We start from the raw sequence: 20165 nt of genomic DNA, 5'->3' as shown, positions 1-20165 counted from the left end.
CCGCGTACGCTCCCCCGCATGCGCCCCGCCGACCTGGTCCGCGACCACACCGTCTACGCCTGTGTCATGGGCTCGCGCGCCTTCGGTCTGGCCACCGACGCCAGTGACACCGACCGGCGGGGCGTGTTCCTGGCCCCGACCCCGCTGTTCTGGCGGTTCGAGAAGCCGCCCACGCATGTCGAGGGGCCGGGCGAGGAGCGGTTCTCCTGGGAGCTGGAGCGCTTCTGCGACCTGGCGCTGCGGGCCAACCCGAACATCCTGGAGTGCCTGCACTCCCCGCTGGTGGAGCACCTGGAGGACACCGGCCGCGAACTGCTTTCCCTCCGCGGGGCGTTCCTGTCCCGCCAGGTGCACGCCACCTTCACCGGTTATGCCCTCGGCCAGCGCCGCAAGCTGGACGCCGACATCCGCACCACCGGCGCCCCGCGCTGGAAACACGCCATGCATCTGCTCCGGCTGCTGAGCAGCGCACGCGACCTGCTGCGCACCGGTGAGCTGCGGCTCGACGTCGGCGAGGAGCGCGAGGCGCTGCTCGCGGTGAAGCGGGGCGACGTGGGCTGGGCGGAGATCGAGGCGCGGATGGCCCGGCTGGCGGAGGAGACCGACGCGGCACTGCTCCGCACCCCGCTCCCGGCGGAGCCGGACCAAGCCCGGGTGGCCGACTTCCTGTACCGCACGCGGCAGGCGTCGGCCACATACGCCTAGGCGTCCCAGAGCGCGCCCAGCTCCAGCAGTTCGTCCCGGTGCTCGACCCGGTCCACCCAGGGCGCCGGCCAGGCGCCCGCGCCCAGCCAGGCGCCCGCGAAGGCGCCGGTCAGGCAGGCGATGGAGTCGGAGTCGCCGGAGGTGCAGGCGGCCCGGCGCAGCGCCATGACGGGGTCGCCGGGGAAGAGCAGGAAGCAGAGCAGCCCGGTGGCCAGCGCCTCCTCGGCGATCCAGCCCTCGCCGGTGGCCAGGCAGGGGTCGGTCTCCGGGGAGGGCGTGCGCAGCGCCTCCTGGAGGCGGCCGAGGATCGCCAGGCACTCGTCCCAGCCGCGCGCGATGAACTGCTCCGGGCCGGCGTCCCCGGCGCGCTGCCACAGGTCACCGAGCCAGAGGTGGTGGTACCGGGTGCGGTTGTCGAGGGCGTACGAGCGCAGCCGGCCGACGAGTCCTTCGGGGTCGGTGCCCTGGGCCAGCAGCCACACCGCGTGCGCGGTGAGGTCGGAGGCGGCGAGCGCGGTGGGGTGGCCGTGGGTGAGGCCGGACTGCAACTGGGCGGCGCCCGCCCGCTGTTCGCCGGTCAGGCCGGGGGCGAGGCCGAGCGGGGCGACCCGCATGTTGGCGCCGCACCCCTTGGAGTGCACCTGGCTGGCCTCCTGCCAGGCCCGCCCCTCCTCCTTCAGCAGCGCGCAGGCGGTGAGACAGGTGCGGCCGGGGGCGCGGTTGTTCTCCGGGGACTGGTACCAGTCGACGAACTCCTCGCGCAGCGGCCGCTCAAGCCGCTTCGGCGCGAGATACCCCCGGCCCATGGCCGTGCGGAGGCCGCGTCCGAGCGCGAGGGTCATCTGCGTGTCGTCGGAGACGAAGGCGCGGCCCGGCAGCTCCATCTCCCGCCAGGGTCCGCACTTGGCGAGGATGGACGGCACGTCGTCGAACTCGGTGGGGAAGCCCAGCGCGTCACCGAGGGCGAGTCCGAGCAGGGAACCGGCGGCGCGCCTGCCCGCGGGCGTGGTGGTCATGGGTCAAGTCCTTCCGGGCGCCCATGACCCGGCCCCCGTTGGTCCGGCCGCATGACCACCCCGACTAATCGTCAGGTTGACCATAAAGCCGGACCGTCACCGGCGGCAAGACCCCGTCCTAGAGGTCGACTTCCTTCATCAGCATGCCGACCTCGGTGTTGGACAGGCGGCGCAGCCAGCCCGACTTCTGGTCGCCGAGGGTGATCGGGCCGAAGGAGACGCGGACCAGCTTGTCGACGGGGAAGCCCGCCTCGGCCAGCATGCGGCGCACGATGTGCTTGCGGCCCTCGTGCAGGGTCACCTCGACCAGGTAGTTCTTGCCGGTCTGCTCGACCACGCGGAAGTGGTCGGCGCGGGCCCAGCCGTCCTCGAGCTGGATGCCGTCCTTCAGCCGCTTGCCGAGGTCGCGCGGGATCGGGCCGACGATGTGCGCGAGGTACGTCTTGCGCACGCCGTACTTGGGGTGGGTGAGGCGGTGGGCCAGCTCGCCGTGGTTGGTGAGCAGGATGACGCCCTCGGTCTCCGTGTCGAGCCGGCCCACGTGGAAGAGCCGGGTCTCGCGGTTGGTGACGTAGTCCCCGAGGCACTGGCGGCCCTCGGGGTCCTCCATCGTGGAGACCACGCCGGCGGGCTTGTTCAGCGAGAAGAACTGGTACGACTGGGTCGCGACGGTCAGGCCGTCGACCTTGACCTCGTCCTTCTCCGGGTCGACCCGGCGGCCCTGCTCCAGCACGATCTCGCCGTTGATCTCGACGCGGGCCTGCTCGATCAGCTCCTCGCAGGCGCGCCGCGAGCCGTAGCCCGCGCGGGCCAGCACCTTCTGGAGCCGCTCGCCGTCCTGCTCGGCGCCGGGGAAGGTCTTCGGGAGCTTGACGTCCTTCTTGCCCTCGTACCGCTCCCGGTTGCGCTCCTCGGCCCGCGTCTCGAACTCACGCGAGCGGCCGGGCGCCGTACGGCCGCGCCCCACCTGCTGGGACTGCTTGGGGCCGCCCTTGGCGCCGCCGCGCGCCGCGCCGCCACGGCCGGACTTCGGGCCGTCCTTCGTGGCGCCGGGTCCGACGTCGTAGCGGCGCTCCTCCGGACGGGGCTTGCTGGGGCGGCCCTGCCCCTTGCGCTCGTCCCGGTCGTTGCCCTGGCCGCGGGGGTTACCGCGTCCGCTGTTCCTGCCGCTGCCGCTGCTTCGCATCAAGGTTTCCGTCTTAGTCGTCTGCGTCCTGACCGCCGGCCGCGTCGGGCGCGTCCGGGTCGAACGACGGGACTCCCTCCTGGGTCTCCGCCTCGATCGCCTCCGCCTCGGGGAGGAAGGGCGCGAGTTCCGGAAGCTCGTCCAGGCCGCGCAGGCCCATCCGCTCCAGGAAATAGTTCGTCGTCACGTACAGGATCGCACCTGTTTCGGGTTCCGTGCCCGCCTCGGCCACCAGACCGCGTTGGAGCAGGGTCCGCAGCACGCCGTCGCAGTTGACCCCGCGCACGGCGGAGACCCGGCTGCGGCCGACCGGCTGGCGGTACGCGACGACCGCGAGGGTCTCCAGGGCCGCCTGGGTGAGCCGGGCCGTCTGGCCCTCCAGCGCGAGGCGTTCCACGGCGGGGGCGTACGCGGCGCGGGTGTAGAAACGCCAGCCGCCCGCCACGAAACGCAGCTCGAAGCCGCGCCCCTGTGCGGTGTAGTCGTCGGCCAGTTCGCGCAGCGCCTCGGCGACACGGCGCCGGGGCCGCTGGAGGACCCGCGCCAGGTGTTCCTCGGTCGCGGGCTCGTCCACGACCATCAGGACGGCCTCCAGGGCGGGCTTGAGGTCGAGGGCGGCGACACGGTCGTCCGTGGCCTGGTGGTTCACGTCTTCTGCTCCCCGGGGGTCTTTTCGGGCTTCGCGGGCCGGTCGAACTCGTCGGTGACCGTCGGGGCCGCCGTCTCCCCGCCGGTCCAGCGGACCAGCAGGGTGCCGAGCGCGGTCTCCTGCTCCAGAGCGACGGCCTTCTCCCGGTACAGCTCCAGCAGGGCGAGGAAGCGGGCGACGACGGTGAGGGTGTCGTCGGTGTCGGCCACCAGCGCCTGGAAGTCGGCCTCACCTGCCTCGCGCAGCCGGGCCACCACGACCCGGGCCTGCTCCTGGACGCTGACCAGCGGGGCGTGGATGTGGTCGACGTACACCTGCGGCTTGGCCTTCGGCTGCATCGCCTTGACCGCCAGCCGGGCGAACCCCTCGGGTCCGATGCTGATGACGACCTCGGGCAGCAGCTCGGCGTGCTCCGGCTCCAGACCGACGGTACGGGGGTACCGGAGGGCCTCGTCGTCCAGCCGCTCGTTGAAGATGTCCGCGATCCGCTTGTAGGCCCGGTACTGGAGCAGCCGGGCGAAGAGCAGGTCCCGCGCCTCCAGCAGGGCGAGGTCGGCCTCGTCCTCGACCTGGGCGGCGGGCAGCAGCCGGGCGGCCTTGAGGTCGAGCAGGGTGGCGGCGACGACCAGGAACTCGGTGGTGCGGTCCAGGTCCCAGTCGGGTCCCATGGCCCGGATGTGCGCCATGAACTCGTCGGTGACCTTGGACAGCGCGATCTCGGTGACGTCCAGCTTGTGCTTGGTGATGAGCTGGAGCAGCAGGTCGAAGGGGCCCTCGAAGTTGTCCAGCCGGACCTTGAAGACACCGTCGGGCGCAGCCGGTTCCGACGGTTCTACGGGAGCCGGGGCCGGAGGTGCGGTGTCCGGGCCCCGGCCCAGTGGGCGTCTCGGGCCGGGCGTGGCGGTGCGGTGCGCGTTCATGGGGGTCGCAGGCTATCGGTCGGGCGGTGGGAAGACGGGCTAGCGCCCCCGCAGCCGCCGTACCAGGATGCTGGCTTCCCCGCGGGCCTCCAGGTCGGCGAGGACCACGGCGACCGCCTCGCGGACGATGCGGCCGCGGTCGACGGCGAGGCCGTGCTCGCCGCGCAGGACCAGGCGGGCGTGCTCGAGGTCCATCAGTTCCTCGGCCGAGACGTACACGGTGATCTTCTCGTCGTGCCGCTCGCGTCCGCTGGGCCGCCGGGCGGCCGCCCGGCCGCGCTTGCGGGGCTGCTCGCCGGAGCCGTCCGGCTCGTTCTGCCGGCGGGCGGGCCGGATACGGGACTCGCCGGACCCGTCGGGTTCCGGGCCGACCGCGGCGGTGTGCTCGGCCCCCTCGCCGTCACCGCCCTGCGCGGGCACCGACTGCGGCGCGTCCTGCGCCGCGGCGGCCGGGTCGCTCTCCCCCGCCGGCGCGGGGACCCGCGCCTCTCCGCCGGGCCCGCGCCGGGGCGAGGAGGACTGGAGCCCCATCCCCCCTGTCGTGCGGAACAGTTCGTCGGCTCCGGGCAGACTCACTCGGCGTGACACCGGGCGAGCACCTCCCTGGCGAGCTGACGGTAGGCGGCGGCACCGACGGAGTTGGAGGCGTACGTGGTGATCGGTTCACCGGCGACCGTGGTCTCCGGGAAGCGGACCGTGCGCCCGATGACGGTGTGGTAGACGTGGTCGTCGAACGCCTCAACCACCCGGGCCAGCACCTCGCGGCTGTGCACCGTGCGCGAGTCGTACATCGTGGCCAGGATGCCGTCCAGCTCCAGCTCGGGGTTGAGCCGCTCCTGGACCTTCTCGATGGTCTCGGTCAGCAGGGCCACACCGCGCAGCGCGAAGAACTCGCACTCCAGCGGCACGATCACCTTGTGCGCGGCGGTCAGCGCGTTGACGGTGAGCAGGCCCAGCGAGGGCTGGCAGTCGATCACGATGTAGTCGTAGTCGTCCATCAGCGGCTTCAGTGCGCGCTGGAGCGTGGACTCGCGCGCGACCTCGGAGACCAACTGGACCTCGGCGGCGGACAGGTCGATGTTGGAGGGCAGCAGGTCCATGTTCGGGACCGCCGTCTTCAGCAGGACCTCGTCGGCCGACATACCCCGCTCCATGAGCAGGTTGTAGACGGTGAGGTCCAGCTCCATCGGGTTGACGCCGAGACCCACCGACAGCGCGCCCTGCGGGTCGAAGTCCACGAGCAGCACGCGCCGTCCGTACTCCGCGAGCGCCGCGCCCAGGTTGATGGTCGACGTGGTCTTGCCGACGCCGCCCTTCTGGTTGCACATGGCGATGATCTTCGCGGGGCCGTGGTCGGTCAGCGGGCCCGGGATCGGGAAGTACGGCAGCGGGCGCCCGGTCGGGCCGACGCGCTCACGGCGCTGGCGGGCCGCGTCGGGCGCGAGCGTGGCCGCGTACTCCGGATCGGGCTCGTACTCGGCGTCGGGGTCGTAGAAGTGCCCCTCGGGCAGTTCGTCGTAGTCGGCGAAGTGGTTGCGGGGCGCGCCACTTCCGTCGCCGGCCATGGCGTTCACGTGTTGGCCATCCATGCTCTGGTGTGCTCTCCGGGCCGTCTGCGGTACCGGACTCTGGTGGGCTGCGAAGGTGCGCACCGCGACGGAGCCGACGGCCTCGTGTCCCTCGGGACCCTGGCCCTCTCCGCGCAATCCTGGTCGACCACCTCCGGGAGAAAATGTCGACTCATTCACAAGTCGTCTTACCTCCTTGGTGACCAGGAAACTTCTAGACAAGGTCAGCGTGGCACCATGCCGACGGTTGGCGACTCTATGGCGTGTCGGCGGTCCGCAGCAACACAATCCGCCGGACCCGGCACGATGTGTCGACAATGAAACATCCCGCTGTCAAGGGCGTACAGCCGTCGCACAGCAGGTTTCACCGGTGTGCGAATCGGTCCAAGCGTTACGTTCGAGGCGAGTTGACCTAGCGTCGCAAAGTGACCATACACACATCCGGCCGGACCTTGTCGGGCAAGGTCCGGCCGGGTTCGCGGTGTTGACGATCCATGTTGACGAATCGCCTTTTCCACGCGGGCGACTTGGGGGTTCGCCGCCGTCGCGAGGTCAGCCGATCAGGGTCTCGATCGCCACGTGCTCCAGGCCGTGCGCCTCGGCGACCTCCTTGTAGACGACCTTGCCGTCATGGGTGTTGAGGCCGCGGGCGAGCGCCTCGTCCCGGCGCAGCGCCTCGACCCAGCCGTTGTTGGCGAGCGAGACGATGTACGGGAGCGTCGCGTTGGTGAGCGCGTTGGTGGAGGTGTTGGGCACCGCGCCGGGCATGTTGGCGACGCAGTAGAAGACCGAGTTGTGCACCCGGAAGGTCGGCTCGGCGTGCGTGGTGGGACGGGAGTCCTCGAAGCAGCCGCCCTGGTCGATGGCGATGTCGACAAGGACACTTCCGGGCTTCATCCGCGACACCATCTCGTTGGTGACCAGCTTCGGGGCCTTGGCGCCCGGGATGAGGACGGCGCCGATGACGAGGTCCGCGTCGAGGACGGCCTTCTCCAGCTCGAAGGCGTTGGACATGATCGCCTTGACCTTGCTGCCGAAGATCCGGTCGGCCTCGCGCAGCTTGTTGATGTCGCGGTCCAGCAGGGTGACCTCGAAGCCCATGCCGACGGCGATCTGGGTGGCGTTCCAGCCGGAGACACCGCCGCCGATGACGACGGCCTTGGCCGGGGTCACGCCCGGGACGCCGCCGGGGAGCACACCGCGGCCGCCGGCCGGGCGCATCAGGTGGTAGGCGCCGACCTGCGGGGCGAGCCGGCCCGCGACCTCGGACATCGGGGCGAGCAGCGGCAGCGCGCGGTTGGCCAGCTCGACGGTCTCGTACGCGATCGCCGTGGTGCCGGACTCCAGCAGGGCGTCGGTGCACTCGCGGGAGGCGGCCAGGTGCAGGTAGGTGAAGAGGATCTGGTCCTTGCGCAGGCGGTGGTACTCCTCCGCGACCGGCTCCTTGACCTTCAGCAGCAGGTCGGCGTCGGCCCACACCTGGTCGGCGGAGTCGAGGATGCCGGCGCCGGCGGCGACGTACTCCTCGTCCGTGATCGAGGAGCCGAGACCGGCGCCCCGCTCGATGACGACCTGGTGGCCGTTACGCACCAGCTCGTGCACGCCGGCGGGGGTGATGGCCACCCGGAACTCGTTGTTCTTGACCTCGCGGGGGATGCCGACCTTCACGTCGATCACGGTCCTTGGCTCAGGGGGTATGGGGGTGCGCTGAAAGACATACCCGGGCGTGCCGGGGCACACCGGGAGACACCGCAGGAGAACGTGCGGCAGAGCCAGTCTAATGAAGGTGTTCCGCGTGTCTAGCCTTCCATTGCATCAATCTTCATTGGATGCGCTGCGGATTTCGCAGGCGACTGAGATGTCAGCCTCCGAATCCACTGACTCTCCGTCGGCGGCGGGCCCGGTGGCCGCCTCCTCCTCCAGCATGCGCTCCGCCGCCGCGCGGTGCAGTCGGGCGGCCGTGGGGTCGCCGAGCCGGTCCAGAGTGTCGGCCAGCCGCAACTGCAGCGCGGCCTGCAGCCGGGTGTCCTCCGCCCGCCGCGCCCACTCCACCGCCTCCTGGCAGGTGCGCAGGGACTCCTCGGGCCGCCCGGCGTACTCCTGCACACGGGCCAGCTCGCTCAGGGCGCGCGCGTGGGCGGCGATGTCGCCCTCCTTGCGGTACCCGGCGAGCGCGGCCCGCCAGTTGCGCTGCGCCTCGCCGTACCGGCCCGCGTAGGTGTGGGCGGTGGCGATACGGCCGTAGAGCCGGGCGGCCTCGGCGCGCTCGCCGCGGGCGAGGCGCTGGGACAGGGCGCGCCCGAACCAGTCGGCGGCCCGGTCGTGGTCGCCCAGCTCCTGGTGGGCGCCGCCGACGGATTCCATCGCGCGGCCGGTGGCGTAGGGGTCGTTCGCCTCGCGTCCGGCGTCCAGTGCGGCCCGGTAGCGGACCAGCGCGGCGCGGGTGCGGCCGGTCTGGGCGTCCACGTCGCCGAGGTTCAGCAGGGCGGCGGCCTTCTCGCGGGGCAGTCCGCGCCGCTCGGCGACGTCGAGGACCAGACCGTGGATGCCGTACAGGTCGGGGGCGGCGGCCTGGGTGCCGAAGTGGGCGACCATGGCGCGCACGAGCTGGGACATCAGACGCCGGGCCAGGGTGTCCAGCTCGCCGTCGGCCACCGCGAGCCGGGCGGCGGCCAGCAGCGCCGGACGCCGGGCGGTGAGCCAGGCGGCGGCCGCGGCGGGGCTCGGGAAGCGCAGCGGCGGCGGGATCGCCTGGAGCTTCTCGCGGGCCTGCGGGCTGTCGGTCTCGGTGACGGCGCGGCAGGACTGGAGGAGGCGTACGTCCCGTTCCAGGAGCCGGGCGCGGGCCAACTGGAGTTCGGCGGGGCGTTCGCCCGCCTCGGCCAGCGCGCGCAGCAGGGGGTGCAGGCAACCGGGGATGTCGTACTCGGGCAGCGGGGCGGCGACCGGGCGGAGCAGGCCGAGGGCGGCCAGTTCCCGCAGTACGGTCTGCGCGGCCTTGACCGAGCAGCCGGCCAGCGCGGAGGCGGTCTGCGCGTCGACGGTGCCGGCCGGGGCCTGGGAGAGCAGGCGCAGGGTCCGGGCGGTGGAGGCGGGCAGTCCGTCGTGGACGAGGGTGAGGACGCGGGCCAGGACGGGGGCGTCGTCGGGGTCGGCGTGCAGCCGCTTGGCCAGGTCGGAGACGGCCGTCTGGGGGCGGGCGGCGAGCCAGCCGCCGGCCAGGGTGAGGGCGGCGGGCTGTCCCTCGCAGATCTCGGCGAGGCTCTCGGCGGAGCGCGGGTCGACGGTGACGCGGACCGAGCCGGTGTACCGGGTGAGCAGTTCCACCGCCGACTTGGTGTCCAGGCCGCCCAGCGTGCAGGGGCGGACGTCGGAGATGCCGGTGAGGGGGCCGCGGGAGACGGCGACCACCAGGCAGTCGGGGGCGTCCGGGATGAGGGCGTCGACCTGTTCGGCCCCGGTGGCGTCGTCCAGCAGGAGCAGGGCGCGCCGGTGAGCGAGGGCGGTGCGCAGCGCCTCGGTCAGCTCGTCCTCGGCGGCCCCCGCGGGGGCGGGGGCGCCGAGCGCGGTGAGCAGGTCGCGGGCGGCGCGTTCCACGGGTACGGGGGTGCCGTCGGGGTCGCCGAGGCGGGCCCGGAACACTCCGTCGGGGTAACGCTGCGCGACCTGGCGGACGAACTCCTCGGCGAGCGCGGTCCGGCCGGAGCCGGGGCGTCCGGCGATGAGGAGGACCCGGGCCCGGGGCGCCTTGCGGCCGGCGAGGGTGTCCAGGCCGGTGCGCTCGATGTCGGCCCTGAGCTCCTTCAACTCCCGTGTGCGCCCGAGAAACTGACCCTCCGGGGCCGGCGGCTCCGACAGCCGCGCCTCTTCCTGGTCCACCGCCTGATCCGTCACGGGCCACGCTCCCGTCCCACCGCACGCGCAAAGCCCGCCGGTTCTTCCGGTACGGGCGTTTCCAGAGCCTAGTTCACGCTCTGCGACGTTCCCGGTGGAGCGCGGCGGACAGGTCCCCCGATCGGATCAGGCGATGGTCACACCATTGGGATGCTGCTGTGGATCTTGGCCGGATTCAGGAGGCGATCAGGACGCGAAGGGGCGTGCGGGCCAGGGCGCGTCGGCCGGGCGCAGGCTGTCCAGACCGTCCCCGGCGCGGGCGGCGGCCAGCGAGAGGACGCCGACGACCAGGCAGTTGTTGTGCAGGTCCCCGGCGAGCACCAGCCGCACCAGCTCGTCCACGGGCACACGTGTGTGCTCCATGTCCGTCTCCTCGTGCTCCGCGACGAAGCGCTCCCCCTGGGCCTCGGAGATGTCCCGGGCCAGGAAGATCCGTACCGCCTCGTCGCAGCCGCCGGGGCTGGTGTAGACGTCGGTCAGCACCCGCCAGTCCTCGGCCTTGACGTGCGCCTCCTCGTACAGCTCGCGCTGGGCGGCGTGCAGCGGGTTCTCGCCGGGTACGTCGAGCAGGCCGGCCGGGATCTCCCAGAGCTTGTGGCGCACGGGGTGGCGGTACTGGCTGATGAGCAGGACCCGGTCCTCCTCGTCCAGGGCGAGGACGGCGACCGAGCCGGGGTGGACCTGGTAGTCGCGGCGGGCCACCGAGCCGTCGGGCATGACCACGTCGTCCGTGCGGACGGCGGTCTTGTTGCCCGTGAACGGGGTCGCGCTGTCGCGGATCTCCCACTCCTCGGGGGTGTCCTTGATCGTCATGCCCTGTCCCTCCACGTGCGCAAAAGAAAACCGGGGTGCGCAACCCTTGAAGGTTCGCACCCCGGCCACCGTAACAACTGGTGTGCTACTTGGAGTTCTTCGGCTTGCCCGCCGTCTTGCGCTCGACGGAAGCCTTCACCAGGCCCGCGAACAGCGGGTGCGGCCGGGTCGGCCGCGAGCGCAGCTCGGGGTGCGCCTGGGTGGCGACGAGGTAGGGGTGGACCTCGCGCGGGTACTCCACGTACTCGACGAGCTTGCCGTCGGGCGAGGTGCCCGAGAAGACGATGCCCGCCTTCTTCTCCAGCTCGGCGCGGTAGGAGTTGTTGACCTCGTAGCGGTGGCGGTGCCGCTCCTCGACGTACTCCTTGCCGTCGTAGACCTCGCGGACGATGGAGCCCTCGGCCAGCTTGGCCGGGTACATGCCCAGCCGCATGGTGCCGCCCATGTCGCCCTCACCGGCGACGATGTCCATCTGCTCGGCCATGGTGGAGATGACCGGGTGGGCGGTGGCCGGGTCGAACTCGGTGGAGTTGGCGTCCGGGATGTCGGCCAGGTTCCGCGCGGCCTCGACCACGATGCACTGCAGGCCCAGGCAGAGGCCCAGCAGCGGGATCTTGTTCTCGCGGGCGTAGCGGATGGCGCCGACCTTGCCGAGCACACCGCGGTCACCGAAGCCGCCGGGGATGCAGATGCCGTCCACGTCGCCGAGGGCGGCGGCGGCACCGGCGGGGGTCTTGCAGTCGTCGGAGGTGACCCACTTGATCTTGACGCGGGCGCGGTTGGCGAAGCCGCCGGCGCGCAGCGCCTCGGTGACCGACAGGTAGGCGTCGGGCAGGTCGATGTACTTGCCGACCAGGGCGAGGGTGATCTCGTGGTCCGGCTTGTGCACGCGGTCCAGCAGGTCGTCCCAGGTGGTCCACTCCACGTCCCGGAAGGGCAGGTCGAGCTTGCGGACGACGTAGGCGTCCAGGCCCTCGCCGTGGATGACCTTGGGGATGTCGTAGATGGAGCGGGCGTCGGGGCAGGCCACGACGGCGTCCTCGTCCACGTCGCACATCAGCGAGATCTTGCGCTTGATGGCGGTGGGGACCTCGCGGTCGCAGCGCAGCACGATCGCGTCGGGCTGGATACCGATGTTGCGCAGCGCGGCGACGGAGTGCTGGGTCGGCTTGGTCTTCAGCTCGCCGGAGGGGCCGATGTAGGGCAGCAGCGAGATGTGGACGACGAAGACGTTGTCCCGGCCGACCTCGTGGCGGACCTGGCGGACGGTCTCCAGGAACGGCAGCGACTCGATGTCGCCGACGGTGCCGCCGACCTCGGTGATGACGACGTCCACCTCGTCCGTGGCCATGCGCCGGATGCGGTGCTTGATCTCGTTGGTGATGTGCGGGATGACCTGCACGGTGTCGCCCAGGTACTCGCCGCGCCGCTCCTTGGCGATGACCGTGGAGTAGACCTGGCCGGTGGTGACGTTGGCCGAGCCGTCGAGGTCGCGGTCGAGGAAGCGCTCGTAGTGGCCGATGTCCAGGTCGGTCTCGGCGCCGTCGTTGGTGACGAACACCTCACCGTGCTGGAAGGGGTTCATCGTGCCGGGGTCGACGTTCAGGTACGGGTCGAGCTTCTGCATCACGACGCGCAGGCCGCGAGCCTTGAGCAGCATGCCCAGGCTGGAGGCGGTGAGGCCCTTGCCGAGCGAGGAGGCGACACCCCCGGTGACGAAGATGTGCTTGGTCGTCGTAGATTTCGGCGGCATGGCCAAGAGGGGGCTCCCGTGGTCGCTGTCTGTGATGCGGTGCGGTCGCCGGCCCGGAGAATCCTGTGTTCCTCGCGGTGGCGTCGTCGCTGCGGTTCGGGGGTTTTGGGGCCCACCGGTCCACGGGCTACCAGGGTATCAGCGCCTGGAGGAGTCGGCGTCCGGCCACGCTCCGCACACGGCCGGGAGGGTCGGCGTGACCAGGTGCCGGGCACGCGGTCGGCCGTCACGAGGTTCTCACCCCGCGGTCACTCGTTCGGCCCACACGGGTTGCCCCGAGCGGCGCGCAGATCATCTACGTGCGTCGTATCCTGCTCGGACACTCGCTGCCGAGCGCGGCCGGGATGACGGCACACCCCCGCCTCCAGCATCCCCGCCACTGTCATGTGGAACATGGAGAGCGCGGCAGTCCGTTGAGCAAGGACCGCCGTTTTGCCTCAGGGCTCGGCGGACTGCTTTGCTTCACCGCTCAACGTATGACAACCACCCCTTGACCGCACCAAGCGACTGCCCCCTCGTGCGGGGGCGACGTGGCCGTTCGACTGGAGTTGCACGTGGCCGGGCGCATCGAAGATTACGCACTCATCGGAGACATGCAGACCGCCGCGCTGGTCTGCCGGGACGGCACGGTGGACTGGCTGTGCCTGCCCCGCTTCGACTCGCACGCCATCTTCGCCGGCCTGCTCGGCACCGAGGAGCACGGCTTCTGGCGGCTCGGCCCGGCGTACGCGGCGGACTCACCCCCGCCCACGGCGGCCCGGCGGAGCTACCGGGGCGACTCGCTGATCCTGGAGTCGGAGTGGGACACCCCGCGCGGCACCGTACGGGTGACGGATTTCATGCCCCCGCGTGACGGCGCCCCGCAGCTCATCCGGATCGTGGAGGGCCTCAGCGGAGAGGTGCCGATGCGCTCGGAGCTGCGCATGCGGTTCTCCTACGGCCGTGTGGTGCCGTGGGTGCACAAGCACGAGAACCGTACGGTCGCCGTCGCGGGCCCCGACTCGGTGTGGTTCGACACCGAGGCCGACACCTACGGCAAGGACCTGACGACGTACTCCGACTTCACCGTCTCCGCCGGTGAGCGGGTGGCGTTCACCATCTCCTGGCAGCCCTCGCACAAGGAGGCGCCGCCGCTGCCCGAGCCGGAGCAGGCGCTCCGGGCGACGGAGGACTTCTGGCGCGAGTGGGTCGAGCAGTGCACGTACCACGGCCCCTACCGTGAGGCCGTGATCCGTTCGCTGATCACGCTGAAGGCGCTCACCTACGCCCCCACCGGCGGCATCGTGGCCGCGCCCACCACCTCCCTGCCGGAGGACATCGGGGGCGTGCGCAACTGGGACTACCGCTACACCTGGCTGCGGGACGCGGCGATCACCCTGTCCTCGCTGCTGCGCACCGGCTACCGCGACGAGGCCCGCGCCTGGCGCGAGTGGCTGCTGCGCGCGGTCGCGGGCGACCCGGAGAACCTCCAGATCATGTACGGCATCGCCGGTGAGCGTGAGCTGGGCGAGGCCGAGCTGGACTGGCTGCCGGGGTACGAGAACTCCCGCCCGGTCCGGGTGGGCAACGGCGCCGCCGACCAGCTCCAGCTCGATGTGTACGGCGAGGTCATCGAGGCCCTGCACCTGGGCCACATGACCGGGCTCGCCCGCAACGACTACGCCTCGGTGCTCCAGCTCAAGCTGATCCGCTACCTCGAGGACCACTGGCAGGAGCCGGACGAGGGCATCTGGGAGGTGCGCGGGCCGCGCCGCCAGTTCGTGCACTCCAAGGTGATGGCCTGGGTCGCCGTGGACCGCACGATCAAGCTGATCGAGTCCGGGGACGCGGAGGGCCCGCTGGAGCGCTGGAAGGAACTGCGCGACGACATCCACCGCGAGGTGTGCGAGAAGGGCTACGACCCGGAGCGCAACACCTTCACCCAGTACTACGGCTCCAAGGAGCTGGACGCCTCCCTGCTGCTGATCCCGCAGATGGGCTTCCTGCCGCCGGACGACAAGCGGGTGATCGGCACCATCGAGGCGATCCAGCGCGAGCTGTCCACCTCCGACGGGTTCATCCTGCGCTACCCGACCGATGGCGAGGACGCGGGTGTGGACGGCCTCCCCGGTGACGAGGGCGCCTTCCTGGCCTGCTCGTTCTGGATGGCGGACGACCTGGCGATGATCGGCCGGGTGGACGAGGCCCGCAAGCTGTTCGAGAAGCTTCTCAACCTGCGCAACGACCTCGGCCTCCTCGCCGAGGAGTGGGACCCCCGCCTCCAGCGCCAGGTCGGCAACTTCCCGCAGGCGTTCAGCCACGTCCCGCTGATCGACACCGCCCTGCGGCTGACGGCCTCGGGGGCGTACGGGGGCTGACCCCGGCCTAGGCTGGGAAGTGGACCACTCCCCGATGCGGAAGGGGGCGGCCATGGCTTCCCTCTCGAAGGCCGGTGCGGCGCTGGCCGCGCTGCGCGAGGAGCTGACCGGCGAGGTGTTCGCGCCGGGCGACGCGGGATACGACGAGGCCCGTGCCGTCTTCAACGCGATGATCGACCGGCGGCCGGCCGTGATCGCCCGGTGCGCGGACGCGGCCGACGTGGTACGCACGGTCCGCTTCGCCCGTGACCTGGATCTGCCCGTCGCCGTGCGCGGCGGCGGGCACAGCGTCGCGGGCAACGCCCTGGGCGACGGCGCGGTGGTGGTGGACCTGCGCCGGATGCACGGGGTCGACGTCGACCCGGAGGCCCGTTCGGTGCGGGTCGGGGGCGGGGCCACGATGAAGCACCTGGATGTGGCCTGCGCGCCGTACGGTCTGGCGACCACCGGGGGCCGGGTCTCCACCACCGGGGTCGGCGGGTTCGTCCTCGGCGGCGGCACCGGCTGGCTGGACCGCGCCTTCGGGCTCGCCGTGGACAACCTGCTGGGCGTGGAGCTGGTGACGGCCGACGCCGAGCAGGTGCGGGCGACCCCGGAGGAGCATCCCGAGCTGTTCTGGGCCCTGCACGGCGGGGGCGGCAACTTCGGGGTGGCCACGACGCTCACCCTGCGCCTGCACGAGCTGCCCGAGTTCGCGGTCGCCCTGCTGCTGTACCGGCCGGAGCAGGGGCCGGAGGTGGTGCGCGCCTTCCGCGAGGCCATCGAGGCCGGCCCCAACCGGCTGGGCGGGGCCCTGCTGTACATCACCGGCCCGCCCGAGGAGTTCGTCCCCGAGGAGCTGGTGGGGCGACTGGTGTGCGGGGCGCTGGTGACGTACGCGGGCGGGGTCGAGGCGCTGCGGGACCTGATCGGGCCGCTGCTGGCGCTGCCGGCGGCGGGCGAGCTGGTCGCCGGGCTGCCGTACGTGGACGTGCAGTGCATGATCGACGACCCGCCGGGCCTGCGGAACTACTGGTCGGCCGAGTATCTGACCGGCCTGCCGGACGATCTGGTGGACGTCTACTGCTCGCTCGGAGAGCGGATGCCGGTGCCGACCGGCACCCAGCACATCCTGTTCCCGCAGGGCGGTGCCCTCGCGTCCGGTCCGCACGACTACCCGATCCCGTACCGGGACGCCCCCTGGTCGGCGCATCCCTTCGCCATCTGGGAGGACCCGGCCGACGACGCCCGCGCCATCGACTGGGTGCGGGAGGTCCGCTCCGAGGTCGAGCCGTGGAGCACCGGCGACGTGTACCTGAACTTCATCGGCGACGAGGGTGCCGAACGCGTCGGCGCGGGCATGGGCGTGGGCAACATGCTCCGGCTGGAGAAGGTGAAGCGGGCGTACGACCCGGACAACGTCTTCCGCTTCAACCACAACATCCGGCCGCTGTAGCTGTGCGGCTCCGGCTGTTCCGTACGAGGTCAGGGGGGTAGCGTCCGGCGCATGGGCACAGAGGGTGGCGGGATCACCGTGCGGCGGGCGCTGGAGCTGCCCGGGCTGCGCGGGGGGCTGCCGGAGGTGGTGGCGGGCGAGGACCGGCTGGAGCGGGGCGTGCGCTGGGTGCACGCGGGCGAGGTCCCGCACATCGCCTCGCTGCTCAAGGGCGGCGAACTGCTGCTGACCACCGGGTACGGGCTGGGCACGCGCCCGGCCGAGCAGCGGGCGTTCGTGCGCACGCTGGCCGAGCGGGACATCGCCGCGCTGGTGGTGGAGCTGGGCCAGCGTTTCACCCGGCTCCCGGCCGCGATGGTGGACACCGCGCGGGCGACGGGCCTGCCGCTGGTCCAACTGCACCGCGAGGTGCCGTTCGTGACGGTCACCGAGGAGATCCACACCGAGATCGTCAACGGCCACTACGCCCTGCTCCAGCGGGTGGAGGACGTGCACCGGCGCTGCACGGAGGCGTTGCTCGGCGGGGGCGGGGTGCCCCAACTGCTCGCCATCCTCGCCGACTTCTGCGCCAACCCGGTGTTCCTGGAGACGGCGGACGGCCGCCTGCTGTATGCGGCCGGGCCGGGCCTGGCCGGCGCGGACCCCTTGCAGGTGTGGGAGGGGCTGCGCGGTCCGCACCGGGCGGAGCCGCCACCGTCGGGCGCGCTGCTGGTGGACGTGCCGGGCGGGGGCGCGGGGTCGGGCGGGGTGCGGGCGCGGCTGGTGCTGCTGCCGGTGGGCGCTCCGCTGGCGCCGGTGCACCGGATCGCGGCCGAGCGGGCCGCCGGGACCGTGGCGGTGGTGCTGATGCAGGCCCGCCAGGAGGAGGAGCTGGCGGCGCGCGGCCGGGGTGACTTCCTGACCGATCTGGCCGAGGGCCGGGTGCGGGCCGGGGACGCTCCGGCGCAGGCCCGCGTGCTGGGGTTCCGGCCCGGTGACGGTCCGCTGCTGCCGGTGGTGATGCGGGTGGGGGACGCGCTGTCCCCGGCCGGCGGCTGGGCGGTGCTGGCGCGGGCGGTCGGGGAGGAGCTGGCGTCGGTGGGGGTGCCGGTGCTGCTGGGGGTGCGGCCGGTGGAGGGCCGGGTGCCGGTGCTGGTGGGGCTGCGCGCGGAGGCCGACCGGGTGCCGGTCGCGGACCGGGTGGCGGCCGCGCTGCGGACGGGCGCCGAGCGGGCCGGGATGGTCCGGCCGGGGGCCCGGCCGCCGGTCGTGGTCGTGGGGGTGCCGGGCGACTGGGCGGCGGCCTCGGCGGGGCTGCGGCACGCGGCGGAGACGGCGACGGCCGCACAGGGCCTCACCGATCAGCCCTGGTACGACGCCCGTCGCCTCGACATCGACCTGCTGTTGTGGCGGCTGCGCGACCACCCGGATCTGTCGGCCTTCGTGGACCGTGCGCTCGGCCCGCTGCGTGAGCACGACCGGCGTGCGAAGCCGCCACTGCTCCCCACCCTGGAGACCTACCTCGCCCACGCGGGCCGCAAGGCGGAGACCGCCCGCGAACTCCACCTCAACCGCCAGACCCTCTACAACCGCCTGGCGCGGATAGGTGAGTTGCTGAACACCGACCTCGACGATCCGCACACGGTACTGGCGTTGAGTCTGGCCCTGCGGGCGCGGCGCCACGTGGACTAGAGCAGCGCCGCTAGAGGAGCACCATCGGCTGGGTCAATTCGTCGTAGATGCCCAGCACTTGGGCGATGGTGTCGTCCTCGGTCGGCCAGCCGGACGCCTGGCGCGTGCCGCGCTCGGTGAGCCGCTCGCGCCGTTCGGGGTCCGCGAGGAGGGCGGTGACGGTGTCGGCGAGGGCACGGGCGTCGCCGTAGGGGACGAGCGCGGCGGCATCGCCGACCAGGTCCGGGACGCCGCCGACCGCGGTGGCGACCAGGGGGACGCGGGCGTGCAGGGCCTCCTGGGCGAAGAGGGGGCGGGACTCCCAGCGGCTGGTGAGCAGGGCGAGGTCGGCGGCCGCGAGCAGGGCGGGCACGTCGTCGCGGACGCCGAGCAGCCGGACGGGCAACTCCTCGTCGGTGATGCGCTGTTGCAGCTCGGGGCGGAGCGGCCCCTCCCCCGCGATCAGGGTGAGCGGCTGCGGGTCGAGGCCGCTCCAGCGGCGGGCGGCGTCCAGCAGCACGTCGTAGCCCCGGTGCCGGTCGAGGGAGCCGACCGCGAGGAGCAACGGGCGTTCCGTGCCGCCGAGTTCGGCGCGGAGCTTGGCCGAGGGGCGGTCCGGGTCCTCAGGTGCGGCGGGCCGGGGGCCGCCGGGCAGGGCCATCGCGCCCAGCCTGGCGTCCCGCGCGCCGGTGCGGCGGGCCCGGTCGACCAGGGCGGAGCTGGTGCCGAGGACCACGGCGGCCGTCCGCGCCACGCGCCGCTCCAGCAGCCGCAGCAGATGCGCCCGCGCGCCCTCGGCGTGCGCCCGGTCGTGCCAGGTGACGACCAGCGGGGTCGCCCGTCCGCCGAGGGCCAGCGCGGCGCGGAAGGAGGCGTGCAGCCCGTGCGCGTGCACCAGGTCGGCGTCCGCGCAGACCGCCCGGAGCCGGCCCACGGCCGCCGGGTCGCTGCTGCGGGGCACCGGCACGTGGTCGGCGCCGGTGCCCCGGAAGTCGTAGGCGTGGTCGGCCTCGGCCGGGGCGCAGACGGTGACCCGTACGCCCCGCGCGACCAGCCCCTCGGCCAGGGAGCGCACATGGGCGCTGCTCCCGGCATTGCCGCCGCCGAGCACCTGCACGGTGCGCAGCGAGGACTGGCCGTGCGGGGCGTTGCTGCTCACGGGGGTCACTGAGGCCGGGGCTCCTGGGTCGGGCGGGGTCGGTCAGAGGGAGGTACGGGTCGGTCACGAAGACGTACAGAAGGTAGCGAACGGCGAAACGACGGAAGCGGGGTACGACGGACCGCGCGGGCCCCCGCCCGGAGGCGGCACACCGTCAAGCATGCCAGGACGTACGGCTGTTCCGGGAAATCGCGCCGGACCCGGGAGGCGGAGCGCGTTGGCAATGCGCCGGCGCATCTCACCCGTACGAGTGACAGCGGCCGTCGGCCCGGCGGAGCCGGTCGGCGGGCATACCGCGAGGTCAGCGACTCACAGCGCCCGCGCCCAGGCGGACACCCGGTCCCCGCGCACGGTGGCGGCGACCACGGCGGCGGCGTGCACGAGAAGGCCCGTGCGCCCATTGGCCGAAACGATGGCGGCGCCGAGCGCAGCACCCAGCGCGTGCGCGCCGGTGTCGCCGAGCATGGCCCGCTCCCCCAGGTCGTCGGGCAGTACGGCGGCCGCCCCGCCCGCCGCGACGGCGGCCAGCGCGCCACCCGCACCGCTCCGGGCGAGCCCCGGCGCCGCCAGCGCGAGCACGGCCCCCGCCGCGCGGCCGGGGCGTACGTCGAGCAGGTTGGCGGTGTGCGCGGCGCCCGCGATGACGACGCCCGCGAGCAGCCGGTCGAGCGGCCGCTCCTTGAGCAGGGTCCCGGCGGCCAGCGCGGCGGCGGAGATGCCGAACAACTTGACCGCGCCGGAGGTGACTTCGCCCGTGCGCAGGGCGCCGAGGTGGGCGCGGAAGCCCCGGCGGGGGTCGTCGGCGCCGGCGATGTCGTCGTAGGCGCCGCAGGCCCCGGCGGCCAGTACGGCGAGCCCGGCCGCCGGGTGGACCCGGGCGGCGGCGAGCGCGGTGGCGGCGGCGCTCGCGGGGCCGGCGTACAGCTCCACGGTGCGGCCCGCGTGGTTCTTCCGTTCCCAGCACTCCGGCCCGCCCGGTGCCCGGTGCCGGAGTGCCGCCGTCAGCCCTCGGGCGAGCAGCGCCGAGGTGACCAGGGCGGCGACGCGGGACGTCACCGGC

The 20165-nt window shown here is 72.9% G+C and carries 16 protein-coding genes; 4 read left to right on the top strand and 12 right to left on the bottom strand.

Annotated features, from left to right (window positions below):
* The first annotated feature begins 18 nt into the window (after positions 1–18).
* Positions 19–705, top strand: a complete 687-nt coding sequence (locus OG448_RS24080; protein WP_405556788.1) for a DNA polymerase beta superfamily protein — start codon at positions 19–21, stop codon at positions 703–705.
* Here OG448_RS24080 and OG448_RS24075 read toward each other — a convergent pair.
* From OG448_RS24075 to OG448_RS24030, 10 genes are all read right to left on the bottom strand, one after another.
* On the bottom strand, positions 702–1721 hold the full coding sequence (locus OG448_RS24075; RefSeq protein WP_405556786.1) for an ADP-ribosylglycohydrolase family protein: 1020 nt from the start codon (positions 1719–1721) through the stop codon (positions 702–704). The genes OG448_RS24080 and OG448_RS24075 overlap by 4 nt on opposite strands.
* A gap of 118 nt (positions 1722–1839) precedes the next feature.
* Positions 1840–2907, bottom strand: a complete 1068-nt coding sequence (locus OG448_RS24070; RefSeq protein ID WP_405556784.1) for a pseudouridine synthase — start codon at positions 2905–2907, stop codon at positions 1840–1842.
* Between the two features lie 13 nt (positions 2908–2920).
* Positions 2921–3487, bottom strand: coding sequence for an SMC-Scp complex subunit ScpB (gene scpB, locus OG448_RS24065; RefSeq protein WP_405558922.1), 567 nt, complete (start codon positions 3485–3487; stop codon positions 2921–2923).
* A 65-nt stretch (positions 3488–3552) separates the two neighbouring features.
* Entirely contained in the window at positions 3553–4476 is a 924-nt protein-coding gene (locus tag OG448_RS24060; protein ID WP_405556782.1) for a segregation and condensation protein A, read from the bottom strand.
* Between the two features lie 39 nt (positions 4477–4515).
* Entirely contained in the window at positions 4516–5064 is a 549-nt protein-coding gene (locus OG448_RS24055) for a hypothetical protein (protein ID WP_405556780.1), read from the bottom strand.
* On the bottom strand, positions 5049–6041 hold the full coding sequence (locus OG448_RS24050) for a ParA family protein (protein ID WP_381072978.1): 993 nt from the start codon (positions 6039–6041) through the stop codon (positions 5049–5051). The genes OG448_RS24055 and OG448_RS24050 overlap by 16 nt, the downstream gene beginning before the upstream one ends.
* A gap of 555 nt (positions 6042–6596) precedes the next feature.
* On the bottom strand, positions 6597–7712 hold the full coding sequence (gene ald, locus OG448_RS24045; protein WP_405558919.1) for an alanine dehydrogenase: 1116 nt from the start codon (positions 7710–7712) through the stop codon (positions 6597–6599).
* Between the two features lie 147 nt (positions 7713–7859).
* The gene (locus OG448_RS24040) at positions 7860–9938 is read right to left on the bottom strand and encodes a tetratricopeptide repeat protein (protein WP_405556778.1); all 2079 of its coding nucleotides are present in this window, start codon (positions 9936–9938) and stop codon (positions 7860–7862) included.
* A 186-nt stretch (positions 9939–10124) separates the two neighbouring features.
* The gene (locus OG448_RS24035; protein WP_405556776.1) at positions 10125–10751 is read right to left on the bottom strand and encodes an NUDIX domain-containing protein; all 627 of its coding nucleotides are present in this window, start codon (positions 10749–10751) and stop codon (positions 10125–10127) included.
* A gap of 85 nt (positions 10752–10836) precedes the next feature.
* Positions 10837–12504, bottom strand: coding sequence for a CTP synthase (locus OG448_RS24030; protein WP_161150098.1), 1668 nt, complete (start codon positions 12502–12504; stop codon positions 10837–10839).
* A gap of 554 nt (positions 12505–13058) precedes the next feature.
* Here OG448_RS24030 and OG448_RS24025 point away from each other — a divergent pair.
* Genes OG448_RS24025 through OG448_RS24015 form a run of 3 tightly spaced genes read left to right on the top strand, consistent with a single transcriptional unit; the run spans position 13059 to position 17967 of the window.
* Complete coding sequence (locus OG448_RS24025; RefSeq protein WP_405558917.1) at positions 13059–14861, top strand: glycoside hydrolase family 15 protein; 1803 nt, start codon at positions 13059–13061, stop codon at positions 14859–14861.
* A gap of 52 nt (positions 14862–14913) precedes the next feature.
* A complete protein-coding gene (locus OG448_RS24020; RefSeq protein WP_405556773.1) occupies positions 14914–16296 on the top strand; it encodes an FAD-binding oxidoreductase in 1383 nt (460 codons plus the stop codon).
* Positions 16297–16347: 51 nt separating this feature from the next.
* On the top strand, positions 16348–17967 hold the full coding sequence (locus OG448_RS24015; RefSeq protein WP_405556771.1) for a PucR family transcriptional regulator: 1620 nt from the start codon (positions 16348–16350) through the stop codon (positions 17965–17967).
* Between the two features lie 10 nt (positions 17968–17977).
* Here OG448_RS24015 and OG448_RS24010 read toward each other — a convergent pair whose 3' ends face one another.
* Together OG448_RS24010 and OG448_RS24005 are read right to left on the bottom strand one after the other, a co-directional pair.
* Positions 17978–19114, bottom strand: coding sequence for a glycosyltransferase family 4 protein (locus OG448_RS24010; protein ID WP_405556770.1), 1137 nt, complete (start codon positions 19112–19114; stop codon positions 17978–17980).
* A gap of 300 nt (positions 19115–19414) precedes the next feature.
* Positions 19415–20161: a hypothetical protein gene (locus OG448_RS24005; RefSeq protein WP_405556768.1), complete on the bottom strand. Its 747-nt coding sequence runs from the start codon at positions 20159–20161 to the stop codon at positions 19415–19417.
* Positions 20162–20165 lie beyond the last annotated feature (4 nt).

This window comes from Streptomyces sp. NBC_01171, from assembly GCF_045039805.1.
In the GTDB taxonomy this organism is placed as follows: domain Bacteria; phylum Actinomycetota; class Actinomycetes; order Streptomycetales; family Streptomycetaceae; genus Streptomyces.
The sequence above is the reverse complement of the archived record's forward strand: the minus strand, read 5'-3'. Positions and strand labels throughout refer to the sequence as shown.